This window comes from Rhizobium sp. A22-96, from assembly GCF_053521805.1.
Genome location: NZ_JBNWDQ010000002.1, coordinates 49612 through 68615, shown reverse-complemented (window position 1 = coordinate 68615; position 19004 = coordinate 49612). Strand labels below are relative to the sequence as shown.

Annotated in this window: 15 protein-coding genes; 7 read left to right on the top strand and 8 right to left on the bottom strand. The window is 60.4% G+C overall.

All coding sequences use genetic code 11. The features are described from left to right. Positions 1–63: 63 nt before the first annotated feature. From ACQZ6F_RS06820 to ACQZ6F_RS06810, 3 genes are all read right to left on the bottom strand, one after another. On the bottom strand, positions 64–1146 hold the full coding sequence (locus tag ACQZ6F_RS06820) for a YcjF family protein (protein WP_449092338.1): 1083 nt from the start codon (positions 1144–1146) through the stop codon (positions 64–66). Continuing rightward, positions 1143–2618 carry a YcjX family protein gene (locus ACQZ6F_RS06815; RefSeq protein WP_449092339.1) on the bottom strand — a complete coding sequence of 492 codons (1476 nt, stop codon included), beginning with the start codon at positions 2616–2618 and terminating at the stop codon, positions 1143–1145. Before ACQZ6F_RS06815 ends, ACQZ6F_RS06820 begins: the two co-directional genes overlap by 4 nt. A gap of 126 nt (positions 2619–2744) precedes the next feature. Further along, positions 2745–3236 (bottom strand): SixA phosphatase family protein, encoded by a 492-nt coding sequence (locus ACQZ6F_RS06810; protein ID WP_449092340.1) that lies wholly within the window; start codon positions 3234–3236, stop codon positions 2745–2747. 280 nt (positions 3237–3516) lie between these two features. Here ACQZ6F_RS06810 and dksA point away from each other — a divergent pair, with 280 nt between their 5' ends. Continuing rightward, a complete protein-coding gene (gene dksA / locus ACQZ6F_RS06805; RefSeq protein ID WP_034477403.1) occupies positions 3517–3936 on the top strand; it encodes an RNA polymerase-binding protein DksA in 420 nt (139 codons plus the stop codon). 88 nt (positions 3937–4024) lie between these two features. Here dksA and ACQZ6F_RS06800 read toward each other — a convergent pair whose 3' ends face one another. After that, on the bottom strand, positions 4025–4939 hold the full coding sequence (locus ACQZ6F_RS06800; RefSeq protein WP_449092341.1) for a flagellar biosynthetic protein FliO: 915 nt from the start codon (positions 4937–4939) through the stop codon (positions 4025–4027). 290 nt (positions 4940–5229) lie between these two features. On the opposite strand from ACQZ6F_RS06800, the gene cckA reads away from it, so the two are divergent. Continuing rightward, positions 5230–7845 carry a cell cycle histidine kinase CckA gene (cckA, locus tag ACQZ6F_RS06795; protein WP_077472690.1) on the top strand — a complete coding sequence of 872 codons (2616 nt, stop codon included), beginning with the start codon at positions 5230–5232 and terminating at the stop codon, positions 7843–7845. Between the two features lie 215 nt (positions 7846–8060). Next, positions 8061–9080 (top strand): tryptophan--tRNA ligase, encoded by a 1020-nt coding sequence (gene trpS, locus ACQZ6F_RS06790; RefSeq protein WP_449092342.1) that lies wholly within the window; start codon positions 8061–8063, stop codon positions 9078–9080. Between the two features lie 17 nt (positions 9081–9097). Here the strand turns inward: trpS and ACQZ6F_RS06785 are convergent, their stop codons facing one another. Further along, positions 9098–10024 carry a pseudouridine-5'-phosphate glycosidase gene (locus ACQZ6F_RS06785; RefSeq protein ID WP_449092343.1) on the bottom strand — a complete coding sequence of 309 codons (927 nt, stop codon included), beginning with the start codon at positions 10022–10024 and terminating at the stop codon, positions 9098–9100. 46 nt (positions 10025–10070) lie between these two features. Beyond that, on the bottom strand, positions 10071–11015 hold the full coding sequence (locus ACQZ6F_RS06780; protein ID WP_449092344.1) for a carbohydrate kinase family protein: 945 nt from the start codon (positions 11013–11015) through the stop codon (positions 10071–10073). 239 nt (positions 11016–11254) lie between these two features. Here ACQZ6F_RS06780 and recA point away from each other — a divergent pair, with 239 nt between their 5' ends. The 3 genes from recA (at position 11255) to ACQZ6F_RS06765 (ending at position 16162) form a co-directional block, all read left to right on the top strand. After that, positions 11255–12340: a recombinase RecA gene (gene recA / locus ACQZ6F_RS06775; RefSeq protein ID WP_077472692.1), complete on the top strand. Its 1086-nt coding sequence runs from the start codon at positions 11255–11257 to the stop codon at positions 12338–12340. 172 nt (positions 12341–12512) lie between these two features. Then, complete coding sequence (gene alaS, locus ACQZ6F_RS06770) at positions 12513–15173, top strand: alanine--tRNA ligase (RefSeq protein ID WP_449092345.1); 2661 nt, start codon at positions 12513–12515, stop codon at positions 15171–15173. 137 nt (positions 15174–15310) lie between these two features. Beyond that, the gene (locus ACQZ6F_RS06765) at positions 15311–16162 is read left to right on the top strand and encodes an AraC family transcriptional regulator (protein ID WP_449092346.1); all 852 of its coding nucleotides are present in this window, start codon (positions 15311–15313) and stop codon (positions 16160–16162) included. 45 nt (positions 16163–16207) lie between these two features. On the opposite strand, the gene ACQZ6F_RS06760 is transcribed toward ACQZ6F_RS06765, so the two are convergent. Both ACQZ6F_RS06760 and ACQZ6F_RS06755 read right to left on the bottom strand, forming a co-directional pair. After that, positions 16208–16834 (bottom strand): glutathione S-transferase family protein, encoded by a 627-nt coding sequence (locus tag ACQZ6F_RS06760; RefSeq protein WP_449092347.1) that lies wholly within the window; start codon positions 16832–16834, stop codon positions 16208–16210. A gap of 118 nt (positions 16835–16952) precedes the next feature. Beyond that, positions 16953–18167, bottom strand: coding sequence for an NADP-dependent isocitrate dehydrogenase (locus tag ACQZ6F_RS06755; protein WP_449092348.1), 1215 nt, complete (start codon positions 18165–18167; stop codon positions 16953–16955). Positions 18168–18452: 285 nt separating this feature from the next. Here ACQZ6F_RS06755 and ACQZ6F_RS06750 point away from each other — a divergent pair, with 285 nt between their 5' ends. Next, positions 18453–18971, top strand: a complete 519-nt coding sequence (locus ACQZ6F_RS06750; RefSeq protein WP_449092412.1) for a hypothetical protein — start codon at positions 18453–18455, stop codon at positions 18969–18971. Positions 18972–19004: the final 33 nt, after the last annotated feature.

Sequence of the window (19004 nt, the reverse complement as noted above, 5' to 3'; positions counted from 1 at the left end):
CTTTTGCCCTAGAATGGTTAATGCTTGGTTTCGTTATGCCTGTAAAGCCGGATTTACAGGCGTTCACGTCGTTTGGCGACCGGTTACACCAGGCGTGAGGTCGCCGGCGAAGTCGGCAATGCCTGGCCGCTTCAGCGCCTTGAAGGATAGTGGCCGGCAGAGATCCATGGCCGCGATACCGATTCTCGCCGTCATCATGCCGTTGACAACGCCTTCGCCCAATCGTGCTGAAAGCTTGGAGGCGAGCCCGTGGCCGATCAATTGCTGCACGATGCTGTCGCCGACCGCGATGGAGCCCGTAACAGCCAGATGAGCCAGCACATCGCGCATCAGCCTGAGCATGCCGAGCGTGCCGGGCCTGCCGCCATAGAGCTCGGCCATGGCCCGCACCAGTTTCGCCGCCTCGTAGAGAACGTAGAGAATGTCGACGAGCGCGCGAGGGCTGACAGCGGTGACAACAGAGACCCGCTTCGATGCGCCGAGGATCAGTGCCCTGGCCCGACGGTCGAGCGGCCCAAGCAACTCGCGCTCTGCAAGGTCGATCAGCTGCGGCGCGTCGATGATGTCGTCTTCGGCTGCTTTCAAAGTGGCGCGGCCCCGTGCAGTCTCCGGATTGGCCTCCAGAATAGTGCAGAGATGCTTCACCAATGCCTTGGCTCGACGGGGGCGCGTTTCGACGATAGCAGCCTCCGCTTCCGCCTTGATGTTTTGCACGGCTGCCAGCCGCATCATGCCGGCAGTTTCCCTGACGACGATGGCGAGCACGGCGAGGATGCCGACAGCAACCACGGCAAGGGCGGTGTAGCCGAGCCAGTCGGCGCGGCTGAACAGGTCGCGGATGAGCTGGTCGGTCCAGAGCCCGAAAGCGAGCGATATCAGAATTCCGAGCGCACTCAGCGCTACCTTGCCGAACGAAAACCCGCGGCGGCGTGGTTTTGGGGCACTCCCGGCAAGTGTCGGGTCAACGGCAGGGTTGATGAAAGGATCGTCTTCATCCGCAGTCAGGACAATCTCGGTGTCGAAGCTTTGCGGCTTGCGGCGCGGCGTTTCCGCACTGGTCTTCGCTGCCATATCGCTCGGCTCCAGCGAAAAGGCCGCCGGACGCCGGGCTATATTGCTTGGCTCGTTTGGGGGCGGTTTCGTCATGCGAGACGGTCTCCGAACAGGAACTGCATGGCGCGGTCGAGGCGGATATGCGGCACCGAGAGCTTGATGCCGCTGCCGGTTTCATCCAGCTCCGGCGGTCGGAACCGAACGACATTCACCTCCGGCAAGTGGACCTTTGCCCCATCTGATTCAAGGGCTTCGAACAACCAGCGTGGATTCTCGGGAAGATCGCCGGGAAATACCGCGGTCTTGCGATCGCCGTCGAAGATTTCGCCGGCGATCGTTTCCTTGTCCATCGGGGTGCCGACGATGACGGGAAGGGTCTGTCCGTCGCGCGTCACCGTGGCCTCGCGGGTAGCACGCACGGAGGCAATGGCCATGACCTCGATGCCGGCGCCGGCCATCCCGATGCGCTCGACGGCGCGCTCCACGAGGCGGCGGGTCAGAGCTTCCAGCCGGTCATGGCTCTCGTGATGCAGATGATCGGCCTTGGTGGCTGCCACCAGCACGCGATCGATCCGGCGGCCAAGCAGCGAGGAAAAGAAGGAATTGTTGCCCGGACGAAAGCAGGCAAGCACATCCGTCAGCGCGCGCTCGAGATCCTGAACCGCTTCGGGACCGCGATTAATGGCCTGCAACGCGTCGACAAGGACTATCTGGCGGTCGAGCCGGGCGAAATGCTCGCGAAAGAAGGGTTTGACCACGACCGATTTATAGGCCTCGTAACGGCGTTCCATCATCGCCCAGAGCGAACCCTTCGGCGCGCTGCCCTCCGCGGGCAGTTTCAGCGGCGCAAAGGTGAGGGCGGGTGAGCCATCGAGATCACCGGGCAGCAGAAAACGCCCCGGCGGCAGCGTCGAGAGCGAGCGCTCGTCGGATTTGCAGGCCTTGAGATACCAGGCAAAGGCAGTCGCAAGCTCACGCGCCTTCATCTCGTCCGCTGGGGCGGCGATGTCGGCATTCTCGGTCATCGCCAGCCAATCCTGCGAGAGTTCCGCACGAATGCCGGTCGCAGCCAGCGCCAGTGTCTCGTCGCTGAAGGTGCGGAAATTCTTGCCGAGCAGCGGTAGGTCGAGCAGCCATTCGCCGGGATAATCGACGATGTCGATGGAAAGGCGGCCGGGCGAGAACAACCGGTTCCAACCGCTGGCGCTTTGATACTCCAGAGTGATGCGCAGCTCCGAGATCGCGCGTGTCGAATCCGGCCATATGCGCTCTTTGACCAGCGAACGGATATGATCCTCATACTGAAAGCGTGGTACGGCATCGTCCGGCTGAGGCTCCAGGCGGACAGAGGAAACGCGGCCTGACTGTACCGGTTCGAACAGTGGGAGTCGTCCGCCATTCAGCAGATTGTGCACCAGCGACGAGATGAAGACGGTTTTGCCGGAGCGGGAGAGACCGGTTACGCCCAGACGGATTGTCGGGCTGACGAGCCCGGTCGCACGATCAGCGAGATTGTCGAAAGCGATGAGAGCGTCGTCGGTAAAGGAGGTCAGGCTTGGGGGCAAGGCGGGATCCCTGGGTGACAGCGTGACCGTGAATATAGGAAACGAATCTTGCTCCGAACAGATGGGGCGATATTGGTAAGCCATCCCGCGCGGCGCGCAACTCGCCCTTGCCCGAGACTGATATCTCTATTCGGTGACAAAATCCGTCAGCGACCAACCGGAGGGTGTCGCGTCGATGACGGCGAGGCCGGCCGTCGGAAAGCCACGCGGAAGGGCGGCAGCCAGGGCCTCGTGACCAATCAAGGCTTCCAGCGTCTGCTCGATGATCGGATTATGTGCCACCAGCATGACCGACTCCTGATCCGTCTGCGAAGCGATCAAGGAGAGGTAGATATCCAGCGTTCCGTTATAAAGGGCATCGACGAAGCGGAATTCGGTGGAGGGGCTGACGACGCGACGCATGGCGTCCGCGGTCTGGCGACAGCGAAGTGCCGTCGATGAGATTATCAGGGCTGGCTTGTAGCCTTTGTCGGCCACTTCGTCCGCGACGATCTCCGCTGAGGCATAGCCGTTATCGCTCAAGGGACGGTCGAAATCCCTCTGTCCAGGCGCGGCCTGCCGGGCCTCGGCATGGCGCAGGAGATAGATCCGTGACGGCGGCGGCGAGAGGGTCGTCATGATGAAGTTCCGAAGCTCGATTCGATCGATGAGGTAGCGTCTGTTCGTATGGGCCGTCAACTGCGATGTAATCCGCCGAATCGAGAAATAAGGCGCATTCACGCGAAGGTTACGGAACTGCCAAATTTGGGCTGTTGCCAATATATGGTGAAAAAATAGACGCTTAGCCGAATTTTATGACAAATTTAAAAATCGGTTGACAGCATCAATTTGGCTTGAATCGACACTATCGGTTGGGATATACACCCCGCGATATGAGATGTTCTTCAGGAGAATCGCGTTGAGTGAGAAGATCGATCTTAGTAATTATGTGCCCTCGGAAGACGAGGAGTTCATGAACCTGAACCAGCGAGCTTATTTCCGAGCAAAGCTGATAGCCTGGAAAAACGACATCCTTAGAGAAGCGCGTGAGACGCTGGGTCACCTGGCGGAAGAAAGCGCAAATCATCCCGATCTTGCCGACCGAGCGTCTTCGGAAACAGACAGAGCCATCGAGCTTCGAGCTCGCGACCGCCAGCGGAAACTCATCTCTAAAATCGATGCTGCAATGCAGCGTATCGACGAGGGTACCTACGGTTACTGTGAAGAGACAGGTGAGCCGATCGGCCTCAAGCGTCTCGATGCACGCCCGATTGCGACCCTGTCGATCGAAGCGCAGGAACGTCACGAGCGCCGCGAGAAAGTCTATCGCGACGAATAAGCGTTCCATTTCGATCGGAACCTATAAACAAAAGGCACGACGCATATGCGTCGTGCCTTTTTGATTCGGCCGCGTTTTCCGCCGTGCATTATTTGTCGCGGCTGACGCTCATTTCACCGAAGATACGTGCAACTTCCTTCTGAAGCGCACTGTCAGCTCCGGTCATCGGGGCAAGTTCAGGGTCGACGCGCTGCGCCGGGCCGGGCTGGGATGCAACTGGCGTGACGGCCGGCTGCTGCTGGACCTGGCGCTGCGGTGCAACGTTTGGAATGATCCGTTCCGCCGTCAGGTTCTTCGACATTTCCGCTTCCAGAACGCGTTGGAAGTCGTTGCCGGTTTCCGCTGGACGCGGCGATTCGATGGTCGGCTCGACGGGAGCTGTGCGCGCCGGTTGCGCCGGCAGGACGACCTGGCGTGCGGCGTCCAATATGTCGGCGGCTTCCGCCTCGGTAATTGCGGGTGCGGGCGGCTGTACGCGCTGAGGCGGTGCAACTGCGGGCTGGGGGGCGCGTTCAGCTGGGCGCGCCATCGGTGCTGGCGTGGCCGCAACGGTCGGCTCTGCGCGCAGATAGGCTTCGACCTTGTCTTCGACGGTCTGCTGGCGTTGCGGAAGCGCGGCGAGAGGGCTGTCGAGTTCTTCGACCTTTTTCCGTGACTGCGGCCGGTCCTCGAGTGCCGTGGGGACTTCGAGCGGTGTCGATGCTCCTGCCCGCGCGGGATCGGAGATACCGGATTCGATGACGATATCCGTGGGGCCACCGATCATGATCAGGTGCTCGACGCCATCGCGCCGGACAAGCACAAGACGGCGACGTGCATCGACGGCTGCCGCATCCAGCACCTGCAGGCGCGGCTGGCGATTCTTGCCGCCGCGCACGAAGGGAGACGGCGCCCGATTGCGCATGACCCAAAGAATGCCGATCAGCACGAGGAGGGCGATGCCAACCCCGCCGGCTGCGAGAAAGAAACGGCTGCCATAGGCTCCGGCGATGTCGTCCAACATGTCGAGATACTCCGTATTTGTCCCCGATGTCGCGGCCTGCGCGCAACTACGCCGGGGTAGATGCTTTGACCTTGGCCTTCCTATGCGGCGATCATATGGACAGGATCATAGCGGATACAAGATGCGATTGTAGCCTGTTGCGCTGTCTTGCCTGTGAATTCAAGCCTTTCTGGCCCGGCAAAGCTTTTTGCTGATGATGCAAATTGCTAAAGAAGATTCGAAAGGTCCGACTCCGGCGATCCGTAACGTGTATCACATGTCGCGAGGAGAACGGCGGAGACGAGGGGTTTATGACGAAGCAGCGTCCGTCCGACGAGTATAGCGTGCCGCTGGTGGATCGCGGGGTTCGTTCCGGCACTGTGCTGCGCATCATGTTGCTTGCGCTGGTGCTTGTCGCCGCCGCCGCCGCCTTCGTCGTGTTCAAGAGCCAACTTGATAATGAAGCCGTGCTCGGTGGCCTGGGCATTCTCGCCATGGTCGGCATCTTCTTCCTGGTTTCCTCGATCATCGGCTTTGTCGAGGTCATGCCGCAGCCCCAATCCGACAGTCTGGCACGCTCGTTTCTGAACAGTCATCCGGATGGAACGCTGATTACCGACGAGAAGGGCCGCATCGTCTATGCCAATGCCGCCTATGGCAGGCTGACCGGCGCTACCAAGGCGACCGAAGTGCAGTCGCTGGAGACACTGTTGTCGCGCAACCGTGAATCCAACGAGGCCTTGTACCGCCTCGCCAACGGCTTGCGCGACGGCAAGGAAGGATCGGAGGAGTTCCGGCTGCTGAAGCCACTCGGTCCTTTCAATGGGATCGGGCAGACAGCCCATTGGTATCGATTGAAAGCGCGAGTATTGCAGCCGGAGCAGGGCGGCAGCACGGCGCTGCACATCTGGCAGATTACGGATATCACTTCAGAGCGTGACGATCAGGAGCGCTTCTTCAAGGAGCTTCAGAACGCGATTGACTATCTCGACCACGCGCCGGCCGGCTTTTTCTCCGCCGGCCGCAAGGGGGAAATCTTCTATCTCAATGCGACGCTGGCGGAATGGCTGGGCTTCGACCTGACCAAGTTCGTGTCGGGGTCGATGACCATCCGCGATCTCGTCGCCGGCGAAGGGCTGGCGCTGATCCAGTCCGTCCAGGCCGAGCCCGGATTGAAGAAGACGGTGACGCTCGATCTCGATCTCAGGCGCTCGAATGGCCAGAGCCTGCCGGTACAGATCGTCCACAGCGTCACGTCGATGCGCGATGGCGCCCCAGGCGAAAGCCGCACCATCGTCCTGACACGCCAGAACGGCGGCGACACCGAGCAATCGGCTTCTGCGGCTGCGATGCGCTTCAGCCGGTTCTTCAACAATACGCCGATGGCGATCGCTTCCGTCGATGGCGCCGGCCGCATTCTGCGGACCAATGCGCCGTTCCTGAAGCTTTTCTCGGATCTGGTGTCGCGCGACGATATCGAACGTGGCGCAGCGCTGGAGACTGTGGTCAATGACAGCGACCGCTCGCGCCTGCATCAGGCACTGGCGGCTGCCAAGGATCGGCAAGGCGATATTCCTCCGATCGATTCCCGTAATCCCAAGGATGACACCCGGCATTTCCGCTTCTATATCAACGCCGTGATCGACCAGACCGACGAAGCGCCGGAAGAGGCTGCGATCGTCTATGCCGTCGAAGTGACCGAGCAGAAGGCGCTCGAGACACAGATGGCGCAGACGCAAAAGCTCAATGCAGTGGGCACGCTTGCCGGTGGCATCGCGCATGACTTCAACAACGTACTGACGGCGATCCTGCTCTCTTCGGATCACTTGCTGCTGCAGGCACGGCCTTCCGACGCCAGCTTTGCGGATCTGATGGAAATCAAGCGCAACGCCAATCGTGCGGCTGTGCTGGTGCGGCAGTTGCTCGCCTTCTCGCGCAAGCAGACCATGCGGCCGTCGATCCTCAACCTGACCGACGTGATCGGCGATCTCCGCATGCTCGTGGACAGGCTGCTATCTGGCACCCATGTCAAGCTGGATGTCGACTATGGCCGCGACCTCTGGCCCGTCAAAACCGATCTTTCGCAGTTCGAGCAGGTTCTCATCAACCTTTGCGTCAATGCGCGCGACGCCATGCCGGGCGGCGGTACGCTGACGCTGCGCACACGCAATCTCTTGGCCGCGGATGTCAGCGCCTTCAACTATGCATATCTGCCGCATGAGGACATGGTTCTCGTCGAGGTCAACGATACCGGCACGGGTATCGCGCCTGAAATCATGGACAAGATCTTCGAGCCCTTCTTCACCACAAAGGAAGTGGGCAAGGGCACGGGCCTCGGCCTGGCGATGGTCTATGGCATCATCAAGCAGTCCGGCGGCTACATCAATCCGGAGTCGGAAGTCGGCAAGGGAACGACATTCCGCATCTTCCTGCCGCGCCATATGGTCGACCCGGCTGTCGCGGCCGAAGCGAAGGCAGCGGAAAGCCGTGGCGTCACGGCGATGGATCAGAGCGTCGCAACGGCGGCACCGGCTGAAGAGCCGGCGGATCTGACCGGCAAGTCTGCCGTCGTGCTGCTGGTCGAGGACGAGGAAGCCGTGCGTCGCGGCGGCAAGCGCATGCTCGAGACACGCGGCTATACCGTCTATGAGGCGGGCTCCGGTGTCGAGGCGTTGGAAATCATGGACGAGCTTGACGGTCAGGTCGACGTCGTTGTCTCCGACGTCGTCATGCCGGAAATGGACGGCCCGTCGCTATTGCGTGAGCTGCGCAAGAAATATCCGGATATGAAGTTCATCTTCGTCTCGGGCTATGCGGAAGATGCGTTTGCCCGCAATCTGCCGGCCGACGCACAGTTCGGCTTCCTGCCGAAGCCTTTCTCGCTGAAGCAGCTAGCGGTCGTTGTGCGGGAGACGCTGGACCGATAGGCGAATTTTCCCGGTCGATATTGCCGATGCCGTCGCATCGGTGATATCAACCGCGCATGATCGACCTTGCCAGGCCCATTTGCCAAATGTGGTGGCGCTCCTTCTAGGAGCGGCAGTCGTCATTTTACGAAATCGACCCTTGCCGCCGTGATCCGGCAGGCATGGTCATTTCCCTTTTCCTTCCCGATGGCGGCGGCTCCTTTTACGGAGCAAAAATGTCTTCCTCTATCGATACACGTCCCGTCATATTGACGGGCGACAGAACCACCGGTCCACTCCATCTCGGTCACTACGCAGGGTCGCTGAAGAGCCGCGTCGCACTTCAGCGCTCTCATCGACAATTTCTATTGCTGGCGGATACGCAGGCGTTGACCGACAATGCCCATGATCCGGAAAAAGTCCGCCGCAATGTTCTCGAAGTAGCCTTCGATTATCTCGCCGTCGGCATCGATCCGTTGGAGACGACGATCTGCCTGCAGTCTGCGCTGCCGGCACTGGCGGAACTGACGCTGCTCTATCTGAATTTCGTGACGGTCAGCCGTCTGGAGCGCAATCCGACGATCAAGATCGAAATCCAGCTGCGTGGCTTCGAGCGTGACGTACCTGCCGGCTTCCTTTGCTATCCGGTGGCCCAGGCGGCCGATATCACCGCCTTCAGGGCGACGGTCGTGCCTGTGGGCGAAGATCAGGCGCCGCTGATCGAGCAGACTAACGAGATCGTCCGCCGCCTCAACCGGCAGGTCGGTCGCGATATTCTTGTCGAAGCCGAGGCCATGATACCCGCCGTGGGCCGGCTGCCCGGCGTCGATGGCAAGGCGAAGATGAGCAAATCGCAGGGCAATGCCATTTCGCTTTCGGCCTCGCCGGACGAAATAACCGATGCCGTGCGGCGCATGTATACCGATCCCACGCACCTGCGTGCCAGCGATCCCGGCAAGATCGAGGGAAATGTGGTCTTTACCTATCTCGACGCCTTCTGCGACGATGGGCAGCTCTTGGAAGACTTGAAGGAACGATACCGGCGTGGTGGCCTGGGCGATATCACCGTCAAGAGATATCTGGAGGATATTCTGCAGGCGCTGCTTGCGCCGATCCGAGAGCGCCGCGCCCGATATGCCGCCGAGCCGGGCTATGTGCTGGACATATTGCGCGAGGGGAGCCTCAAGGCAAAGGAGAGGACGGAGGCAACCCTTGCCGAATTGCGGGCCGCCCTTGGCCTCTTCACATTGACCTAGGGCGGCTGCGGCTTTGTTTACTCCGCCAGAGCGACGGCGATTTCGGCACCGAGACGTGCATTGTTCTCGACGAGAGCGATGTTGGTCTTGAGGCTGCGGCCATCGGTGATGTCGAAGATGGTGCTGAGTAGATACGGGGTCACGGCTTTGCCGGCGATCTCGTCGCGCTCGGCACTGTCGAGGGCGCGCTGGATGTAGATTTCCATTTCCTCGCTCGGAATTTCATCGGCTTCCGGCACCGGATTGGCAATCAGCATGCCGCCATCGATGCCGAGTTGCTCGCGCGTGGTCTGGAAGTTGGCAATTGCAGCGGGGCTATTGAGCGTTAGCGGGCTCGGCAGGCCGGAGGAGCGCGACCAGAAGGCCGGGAATTCGGTGCTGTCATAGGTGACGACGGGCACGCCGCGGGTTTCCAGAACTTCCAGCGTCTTCGGAATGTCGAGGATCGCCTTGGCCCCGGCGCAGACGACGATGACGCCGGTGCGGGAGAGCTCTTCAAGGTCAGCCGAAATATCGAAGCTTTCTTCGGCACCGCGATGGACGCCACCGATACCGCCGGTGGCGAAAACCTTGATGCCGGCGCGGGCGGCGGCGATCATCGTAGCGGCAACCGTGGTTGCACCGGTGCGGCGCTCGGCGATCGCGAAGGCGAGATCGGCACGCGATACCTTCATCGCGCCCTCAGTCTTGGCAAGGGCTTCCAGCTCTTCGGGCTCGAGGCCGATATGCAGTGTGCCATGGATGACAGCGATGGTTGCAGGCACGGCGCCTTCCTGGCGAATGATCGCTTCGACGCTGCGGGCCATCTCGATATTGCCGGGGTAGGGCATGCCATGGGTGATGATGGTCGATTCCAGCGCGACGAGCGGCGCGCCGCGCATCTTGGCGGCGGCGACTTCCTTCGAATAGGCGATCGGAAGCAGTGGCGAGATAGGCTTGGTCATTGTCGTGTCCAATTGACTGAAACAGGATAGGCGAGTGAAGCGAGCTTCATGACAGAATAGCGGCCTCGGGAACAAGGGCCAACATCGACTTTAGAAGCTCGGGCGAGAGATTTTCGGCCGTTGCCAAGGGTGATTGCACGGTGATCGCGGCTGCGGCTACACCGTGGCGGACAGCTTCGGCAAGATCGTGTCCGGCAAGCAGCGCGGATAAAGCGCCGGCCGCAAGGGAATCTCCCGCACCGGTGACATCAGCGACGTCCTCGATGATAGGCGGGTGCAGGCTGACGACGGCATCACGCGAAAACGCGATCAACTCGCGCTTGCCACGGGTAATGACGCCGTTGCGCAGACCGAGCGCGCGCAATCCGCTGACCCATTCCAGAGGATCCTCCGGACGGCTCTCGGTGAGCGCCGCGGCCTCGGCTTCATTGAGAAAAAGATGATCGATGCCGGCAAGGCTCGATTTCAGCCTGATAACCTTGGCCGGTGAGATCGCGATGGCGGCGACGGGCTTGCGGCAGGCAGACGCCCTTGCGGCAATCGCAGCCAAGGTTTCGGCCGGCAGATTGGCGTCGCAAAGAACAAGGTCCGTTGCGGCGAATGCATCGCGAACGGCGCGAATCGCCAGCCGCCTGGGCACAAACAGCTGATAGAGTTCCATATCGGCAAGCGCGATCACCAGATTGCCGTCGCGTTCGAGGATCGCGGTGTAGCTCGGCGTCTTGCGGTCGAGGAAGACGAAGGGCGTATCCTCGATGCCGGCATGGCTGGCCGCCTCCGCAACCATCTCACCGGAGGGGTCGCCGCCTCGGGGAGAGATCAGACGGACATCGAAGCCGAGACGGGCAAGATTGCGCGCCGCATTGAAGCCGCCGCCGCCCGGCTCCTCGAACCATGCTCCCGGATTGCTGGCGCCCGGCGCCGTCTCGCCGAAGATGCGGCCACGACGGTCGACATGCGCGCCGCCAAGAACGAGAATCTTCTTCGCCATATGGTTTTCCTCAGCGATCAAAAAGGCGAATCGGGCCGGTCGTCAACATGCTGGAACCCATTGCCTCCGGCGGGTAAGTGTCTGGGAAGAAAGGAGAAAACAAAAGTAGAACGGAATTCATTTTATCTTTTTCTTTCAATCGCTTGTTGTGCTCTTGTGAAAAGAGAACAAATAGAGTACACAATTCTCATCGGCGGCGACATTGCTAGAGCGGCTTCAATAACCTAAAGGTGGATCGAATGTCTCAGAATTCTTTGCGGCTTGTAGAGGACAAATCGGTGGATAAAAGCAAGGCACTTGAAGCGGCACTCTCTCAAATTGAGCGGTCGTTCGGCAAGGGCTCAATCATGAAGCTCGGTTCCAACGAGAACGTGGTCGAAATCGAAACGGTTTCCACGGGCTCGCTGAGCCTCGATATTGCCCTTGGCATTGGCGGCTTGCCGAAGGGGCGCATCATCGAAATCTACGGGCCGGAAAGCTCGGGTAAGACGACGCTGGCGCTGCAGACCATTGCAGAGGCCCAGAAGAAGGGTGGCATTTGCGCCTTCGTCGACGCGGAACATGCGCTCGATCCGGTCTATGCCCGCAAGCTGGGCGTCGATTTGCAGAACCTTTTGATTTCGCAGCCGGATACCGGCGAGCAGGCGCTTGAAATCACCGACACGCTGGTGCGCTCCGGCGCCGTCGACGTTCTCGTCGTCGACTCGGTTGCGGCCTTGACGCCGCGCGCCGAAATCGAAGGTGAAATGGGCGACAGCCTGCCGGGCCTGCAGGCTCGTCTGATGAGCCAGGCGCTGCGCAAGCTTACGGCTTCGATCTCGAAGTCCAAGACCATGGTGATCTTCATCAACCAGATCCGCATGAAGATCGGCGTCATGTTCGGCTCGCCGGAAACGACGACCGGCGGTAACGCGCTGAAGTTCTATGCCTCGGTTCGCCTCGATATCCGCCGTATCGGCGCGGTCAAGGAGCGTGAAGAGGTCATCGGCAACCAGACGCGCGTCAAGGTCGTCAAGAACAAGATGGCGCCTCCCTTCAAGCAGGTCGAATTCGACATCATGTATGGCGAAGGCGTTTCCAAGACCGGCGAGTTGGTCGATCTCGGCGTCAAGGCCGGCATCGTCGAGAAATCCGGTGCCTGGTTCTCTTACAACAGCCAGCGCCTTGGCCAGGGCCGCGAAAATGCGAAGCTCTTCCTGCGCGACAATCCGGATCTCGCCCGCGAGATCGAACAGTCACTGCGCCAGAATGCCGGTCTCATCGCCGATCGCTTCCTGCAGAATGGCGGTCCGGACGCCGATGATGGCGATGCTGCCGCTGAATAGCGGTTTGGCGGGCCGATCCAGGCTTTGATTTAAGACCGAAAACCGAAACCGGCCGCATTGTCCAAGGGATGTGCGGCCGGTTTTGTTTGTGCGGCTGGACAGGGCCGGGAGCGAACGATAAAAGCCACTGACTTTGATGCAAGTTGCCGAGCGCAGTACTGAAGGGCCCCATATGAGCGGTGTGAATGAAATCCGGTCGACCTTCCTCGACTATTTTAAGAAAAACGGCCACGAGATCGTGCCGTCGAGCCCGCTCGTACCGCGCAACGATCCGACATTGATGTTTACCAATGCCGGCATGGTGCAGTTCAAAAACGTGTTCACCGGCCTGGAGCAGCGTCCCTACAAGACGGCTTCGACGGCGCAGAAATGCGTGCGCGCCGGCGGCAAGCACAACGACCTCGACAATGTCGGCTATACGGCCCGCCATCACACCTTCTTCGAAATGCTCGGCAATTTCTCCTTTGGTGATTATTTCAAGGAGCGGGCCATCGAGCTTGCCTGGAACCTGATCACCAAGGAATTCGGGCTCGACGCCAAGCGCCTGCTGGTCACGGTCTATCACACCGATGACGACGCCTTTAACCTCTGGAAGAAGATCGCCGGCCTTTCGGACGACAAGATCATCCGTATTCCCACCAGCGACAATTTCTGGGCGATGGGCGATACCGGTCCTTGCGGTCCCTGTTCGGAAATCTTCTACGATCACGGCGATCATATCTGGGGTGGCCCTCCGGGCTCTCCGGAAGAAGACGGCGACCGTTTCATCGAGATCTGGAATCTCGTCTTCATGCAGTTCGAGCAGATCACCAAGCAGGAGCGGGTCGACCTGCCGCGTCCGTCGATCGATACCGGCATGGGTCTCGAGCGCGTTGCCGCAGTTTTGCAGGGCAAGCACGACAATTACGATATCGACCTGTTCCGCGCGTTGATTGAGGCCTCTGAAGAGGCGACAGGCGTCAAGGCCGAGGGCGAGCATCGCGCCAGCCATCGTGTCATCGCCGACCACCTGCGCTCCTCCGCTTTCCTGATTGCCGATGGCGTTCTGCCGTCGAATGAGGGTCGCGGCTACGTGCTTCGCCGCATCATGCGCCGCGCCATGCGTCACGCGCAGCTGCTCGGCGCCAAGGAGCCGTTGATGTGGCGGCTGCTGCCGGCGCTGGTCCAGCAGATGGGCCGCGCCTATCCCGAGCTGGTGCGCGCCGAGGCGCTGACTTCCGAGACGCTGAAGCTGGAAGAGACCCGTTTCCGCAAGACGCTGGAGCGCGGCCTGTCGTTGCTGAACGACGCTACCTCGGAGCTGCACAAGGGCGATAGCCTGGACGGCGAAACCGCTTTCAAGCTTTACGACACCTATGGATTCCCGCTTGACCTGACGCAGGACGCCTTGCGCGCCCGCGGCATCGGCGTCGATATCTCTAGCTTCACCGATGCGATGGAGCGGCAGAAGGCCGAGGCGCGCTCGCACTGGACCGGCTCCGGTGACAAGGCGACCGAAACCATCTGGTTCGAGCTCAAGGAAAAGAACGGTGCGACCGAATTCCTCGGCTACGACACGGAATCAGCCGAAGGCGTTATCCAGGCGATCGTTAAGGATGGTGCCGCTGTCGGTAGCGCTTCGGCTGGCGACAAGGTGCAGATCATCGTGAACCAGACACCATTCTATGGCGAATCCGGCGGTCAGATGGGCGATACCGGCGTCATCTCCGGCGAGAACGGCAAGCTGACGGTGGGCGACACCCAGAAGAAGGGTGAAGGCCTGTTCGTTCATATTGCCGAGGTTTCGGAAGGTAAGATCAAGGTTGGCGACGCCGTGGTGCTGACGGTCGATCACGCAAGACGCTCGCGTCTGCGTGCCAACCATTCGGCCACCCATCTGCTGCATGAAGCTCTGCGCGAAGTGCTGGGTACCCATGTCGCGCAGAAGGGCTCGCTGGTTGCGCCTGAGCGCCTGCGCTTCGACGTTTCCCATCCCAAGCCGATGACGGCCGAGGAGCTGAAGGTCGTCGAAGAGATGGCCAATGAGATCGTGCTGCAGAATTCGCCGGTTACGACCCGCTTGATGAGCGTCGACGACGCGATTGCTGAAGGCGCGATGGCGCTGTTCGGCGAGAAGTATGGCGACGAGGTGCGCGTGGTGTCCATGGGGCAGGGCGTGCATGGCAGCAAGGCCGGCAAGCCCTACTCCATCGAGCTTTGCGGCGGCACGCATGTGTCCGCTACCGGCCAGATCGGCCTCGTCCGCATCCTTGGCGATAGCGCCGTTGGCGCCGGCGTGCGCCGTATCGAAGCCGTCACCGGCGAATCCGCGCGTAGCTATCTTGCCGAGCAGGACGAGCGCGTGAAGAACCTCGCCTCGACGCTGAAAGTACAGCCGGCTGATGTCGTTTCCCGCGTCGAAGCCCTGATGGACGAGCGCCGCAAGCTGGAGCGTGAATTGGCCGATGCCAAGCGCAAACTCGCCATGGGCGGCGGCCAGGCCGGTTCTGCCGATGCGGTTCGCGAGGTCAATGGCGTCAAGTTCCTCGGCAAGGCCATTTCCGGCGTCGATCCCAAGGATCTCAAGGGTCTGGCGGATGAAGCCAAGGCAAGCCTCGGCTCGGGCGTCGTGGCGTTGATCGGCGTCTCGGAAGACGGCAAGGCCAGCGCGGTCGTGGCCGTCACCGAAGACCTGATCGGCCGTGTAAGCGCTGTCGATCTCGTGCGCGTCGCGTCAGCTGCCCTCGGCGGCAAGGGCGGCGGTGGCCGTCCCGACATGGCGCAGGCCGGCGGCCCCGATGGCGCCAAGGCCGACGAGGCGCTTGAGGCGGTTGCGGCAGCTCTCGCCGGCTAATACGCCAATTTCCCATTTATAATCAAAAGTGGCGGATGCTTTGGTATCCGCCATTTTCTTTTGTGCACGCAACTCCGCAGGATTTGTCAAATCGGGTTATGGTCTTGTCGGGCCGATCGGTTTGCAAGAGGTTTGACATGAATGGTGGGACGGCGTGGAGGCTTTACGAGACCCGGTTGCGGCGGGTTTCGGCCTATATCCATGGGCATCTGGATGAAGAGCTCGATATGGAAAAGCTCGCCGAAATCGCCTGCATGTCCAGCTATCACTGGCACAGGATCTATCGGGCGATCTATGGCGAGACGGCGGCGGCCACGGTCAAGCGGCTGCGGCTGCATCGTGCCGCCGGCGATCTCGTCAACACCCGTCTATCCATCAGCGACATTTCAAAGCGGTCGGGCTATCCCAACCTCCAATCGTTCAACCGTATCTTCAGATCCGTCTACGGCATGCCGCCGGCGCGATATCGGAATGAGGGAAGCCATACGATCTTCGAACCCAGCACCCAAGGAAGGATCACTGTTATGTTCGACGTTACGCTTCGCACCATTTCGCCTATGTCACTCGTCGGTGTCGCCCATCGCGGCTCCTACATGCAGATCGGCCAGGCTTTCGAAACCCTGTTCGGCACCATCTTTGCCCGCGGCCTTGCCGGGCCGGACATGCGCATGATCGGCGTCTATCTCGACGATCCCGATGTCGTCGAGGCGGACAAGCTGCGCTCCGTCGCCTGCGTCACCGCCAGCGAGGGAATGGCGGCCGAGGCGCCGCTTGAGCGCCGCTCGCTCGATGGCGGCGAATATGCCGTGCTGCGCCACAAGGGACCCTACGCAGACATGCACAAGGCCTATCAGTGGCTCTATGCGCAATGGCTGCCGGCATCGGGCCGACAGCTGCGCGATACGGTCATGTTCGAGGAATATATCAACAATCCGCGCGACGTGCCGCCGACGGAGCTGTTGACCGACATCTACATGCCGCTGCAATAGCAGGATTCGTCCTTTATGAGGAAGTTGGCATAAACTATTGTCTTCTTAAGGGTTCGGCTTCTTTGGCATCGCTGCATTGTCGATGTCGTTGCCACGGCGGTAGGCGTCGCGGTCGCTCACACGGCTCCAATAGTCGATGAAGGCCGGGCGCTTTTCGATCGTCCCGAAATTCAGCGCGAAGCCTACATGCGAGCCGACATAAACGTCGGCGGCCGTGAAGCGGTCGCCGGCGATGAAGGGCGAGGTTGTGATCGCGTGCTCGATGGTATCGAGCACGTTTGTGAAGCTGCCGCAGCCGGCCATGCGCAGGCGTTCCGGCGGCACTTCGAAGCCAAGCGCACGGTTGGTGACCGCCATCTCGAATGGACCGGCTGCAAAGAACATCCAGCGGAAATAGCGGCCGCGTTCGGCTGCCGTCGGCGCAAGGCCCGCTTGCGGAAAGGTTTCAGCCAGATAGGCACAGATGGCCGCACCTTCGGTGACGATCGTATCGCCATGCTTGATGGCCGGTACCTTGCCCATGGGGTTCACCGAGAGATATTCGGGCGCCTTCATGGTCGTGCCGTAGTCGAGATATTCGGTGCGATAGGGCTGGCCGGTCTCCTCCAACATCCAGCGGGCGATGCGTCCGCGCGACATGGGATTGGTATAGAAAACGAGTTCTTCGGCCATTTCTCTCTCCCTTTGTTGGTCGCATTCTTGCCACTGCACGACCCCGGCGGCAAGATTTCCGGCAAAAGAAAACCCGGCGCTGAGGCCGGGTTTTCGCTAGTTCCAATCTTGGCGAGGCTTAGGCAGCCATTGCCTTCTGGAGATTTTCGTCGATCTTGTCGAGGAAAGCGGTGGTCGAGAGCCAAGGTTGGTCCGGACCGATGAGCAGGGCCAGATCCTTGGTCATGAAGCCGGCTTCGACGGTATCGACGCAGACGGTTTCAAGCGTGGCGGCGAACTTGGCCAGTTCGGCATTGTCGTCGAGCTTGGCGCGATGGGCGAGACCACGGGTCCAGGCGAAGATCGAAGCGATCGAGTTCGTCGAGGTTTCCTGGCCCTTCTGGTGCTGGCGGTAGTGACGGGTCACCGTGCCGTGTGCGGCTTCGGCTTCGACCGTCTTGCCATCTGGCGTGAGCAGAACCGAGGTCATCAGGCCGAGCGAGCCGAAGCCCTGGGCAACCGTGTCGGACTGGACGTCGCCGTCATAGTTCTTGCAGGCCCAGACGTAACCGCCGGACCACTTCAGCGCGGAAGCGACCATGTCGTCGATCAGGCGGTGTTCGTAGGTGATGCCGACTTCGTCGAACTTCGCCTTGAATTCGCTCTGATATACTTCTTCGAAGATGTCCTTGAAGCGGCCGTCATAGGCCTTGAGGATGGTGTTCTTCGTCGACAGGTAAACCGGCCACTTGCGCATCAGGCCGTACATCATCGAAGCGCGCGCGAATTCGCGGATCGATTCGTCGAGGTTGTACATAGCCATGGCAACGCCGGCGCCAGGAGCGTCGAAGACGTCCTTTTCAATGACCGTGCCGTCTTCGCCGACGAACTTGATGGTCAGCTTGCCCTTGCCGGGGAACTTGAAATCGGTCGCGCGGTACTGGTCGCCGAAAGCGTGACGGCCGACGACGATCGGCTTGGTCCAGCCCGGAACCAGGCGCGGCACGTTCTTGCAGATGATCGGCTCGCGGAAGATGACGCCGCCGAGGATGTTGCGGATCGTGCCATTCGGGCTCTTCCACATCTGCTTGAGGTTGAATTCCTTGACGCGGTCTTCGTCCGGCGTGATCGTCGCGCACTTGATGCCGACGCCGTGCTTCTTGATGGCGTTGGCGGCATCGACGGTGACCTGGTCGTTGGTCGCATCGCGGTTCTCGACCGAAAGGTCATAATAGTCGATATCGATATCGAGGTAGGGGTAGATCAGTTTGTCTTTGATAAACTGCCAGATGATGCGAGTCATTTCGTCGCCATCGAGATCGGCAACGGGGTTAGCGACCTTGATCTTCTTCATACTTCTGCCTCGTTTAAGCTGATGGGACCGGATGGTCCTGTGGTGAATGTGAAGTCCCGAGCGCTATAACACCGCAAGCCCGGAACGCAAAGCCGATAGAGCCCTCGACATCGCGTTTTTGATCATTCGCCGAATCACCTGCTTTTTACGATCGGGCCATTGCCAAAGCATTCGATGGGTCTAATGTCGCCGATGTTTTGCCTGCCGCAACGGAATCATATCATGCAGAAATTTGCTGTCTCCGCTCTCGCCTTCACGCTCTTTCACTTTTCCCTGGGCGCCCAGATGGCGCTGGCGGCCGATGCGACGGTCCCCGTCAAGGTCATCATGGATGCGACGGTCTCCAACTGGGCCGGCGGCGACAGCGACTGGCAGGATATTTTCGACGAAAGCAAGCTCAAGGAAGACTACAGCAAGGATTTCGCTGCGAAATATCAGGCTGCAGCCCAGTTTCCCGCAGCCGACGAGGATGGCATTTCGCCGTTCGACTATGACGTCATCGTCAATGCCCAGGACGCCTGTCCGCTGGAAGAGGTGAAGCTGGCTGCCCAGCCGCCAAAGGGCAATGTGACCGAGGTGCTGGCGACCTTCAAGAAATCCACCTGCATGGGCACCGATGCCGATTATCAGAAGACGACTACTGTGCGTTTCGAAGTCATCCAGGAAGCGGGAAAGCCCGTCATCGACGACATCGTCACGAACGACGACAATGGCAGCCCGAGTTCGCTGAAATCGGTCATGCAGGATCTCGTCAAGCAGCAACAACAACCTTCCGATCAGCAGAAGCCGGCCAACCCGCAATAGTTGGCGAGGTTTCATCGCGGCGCTTGCACTCAA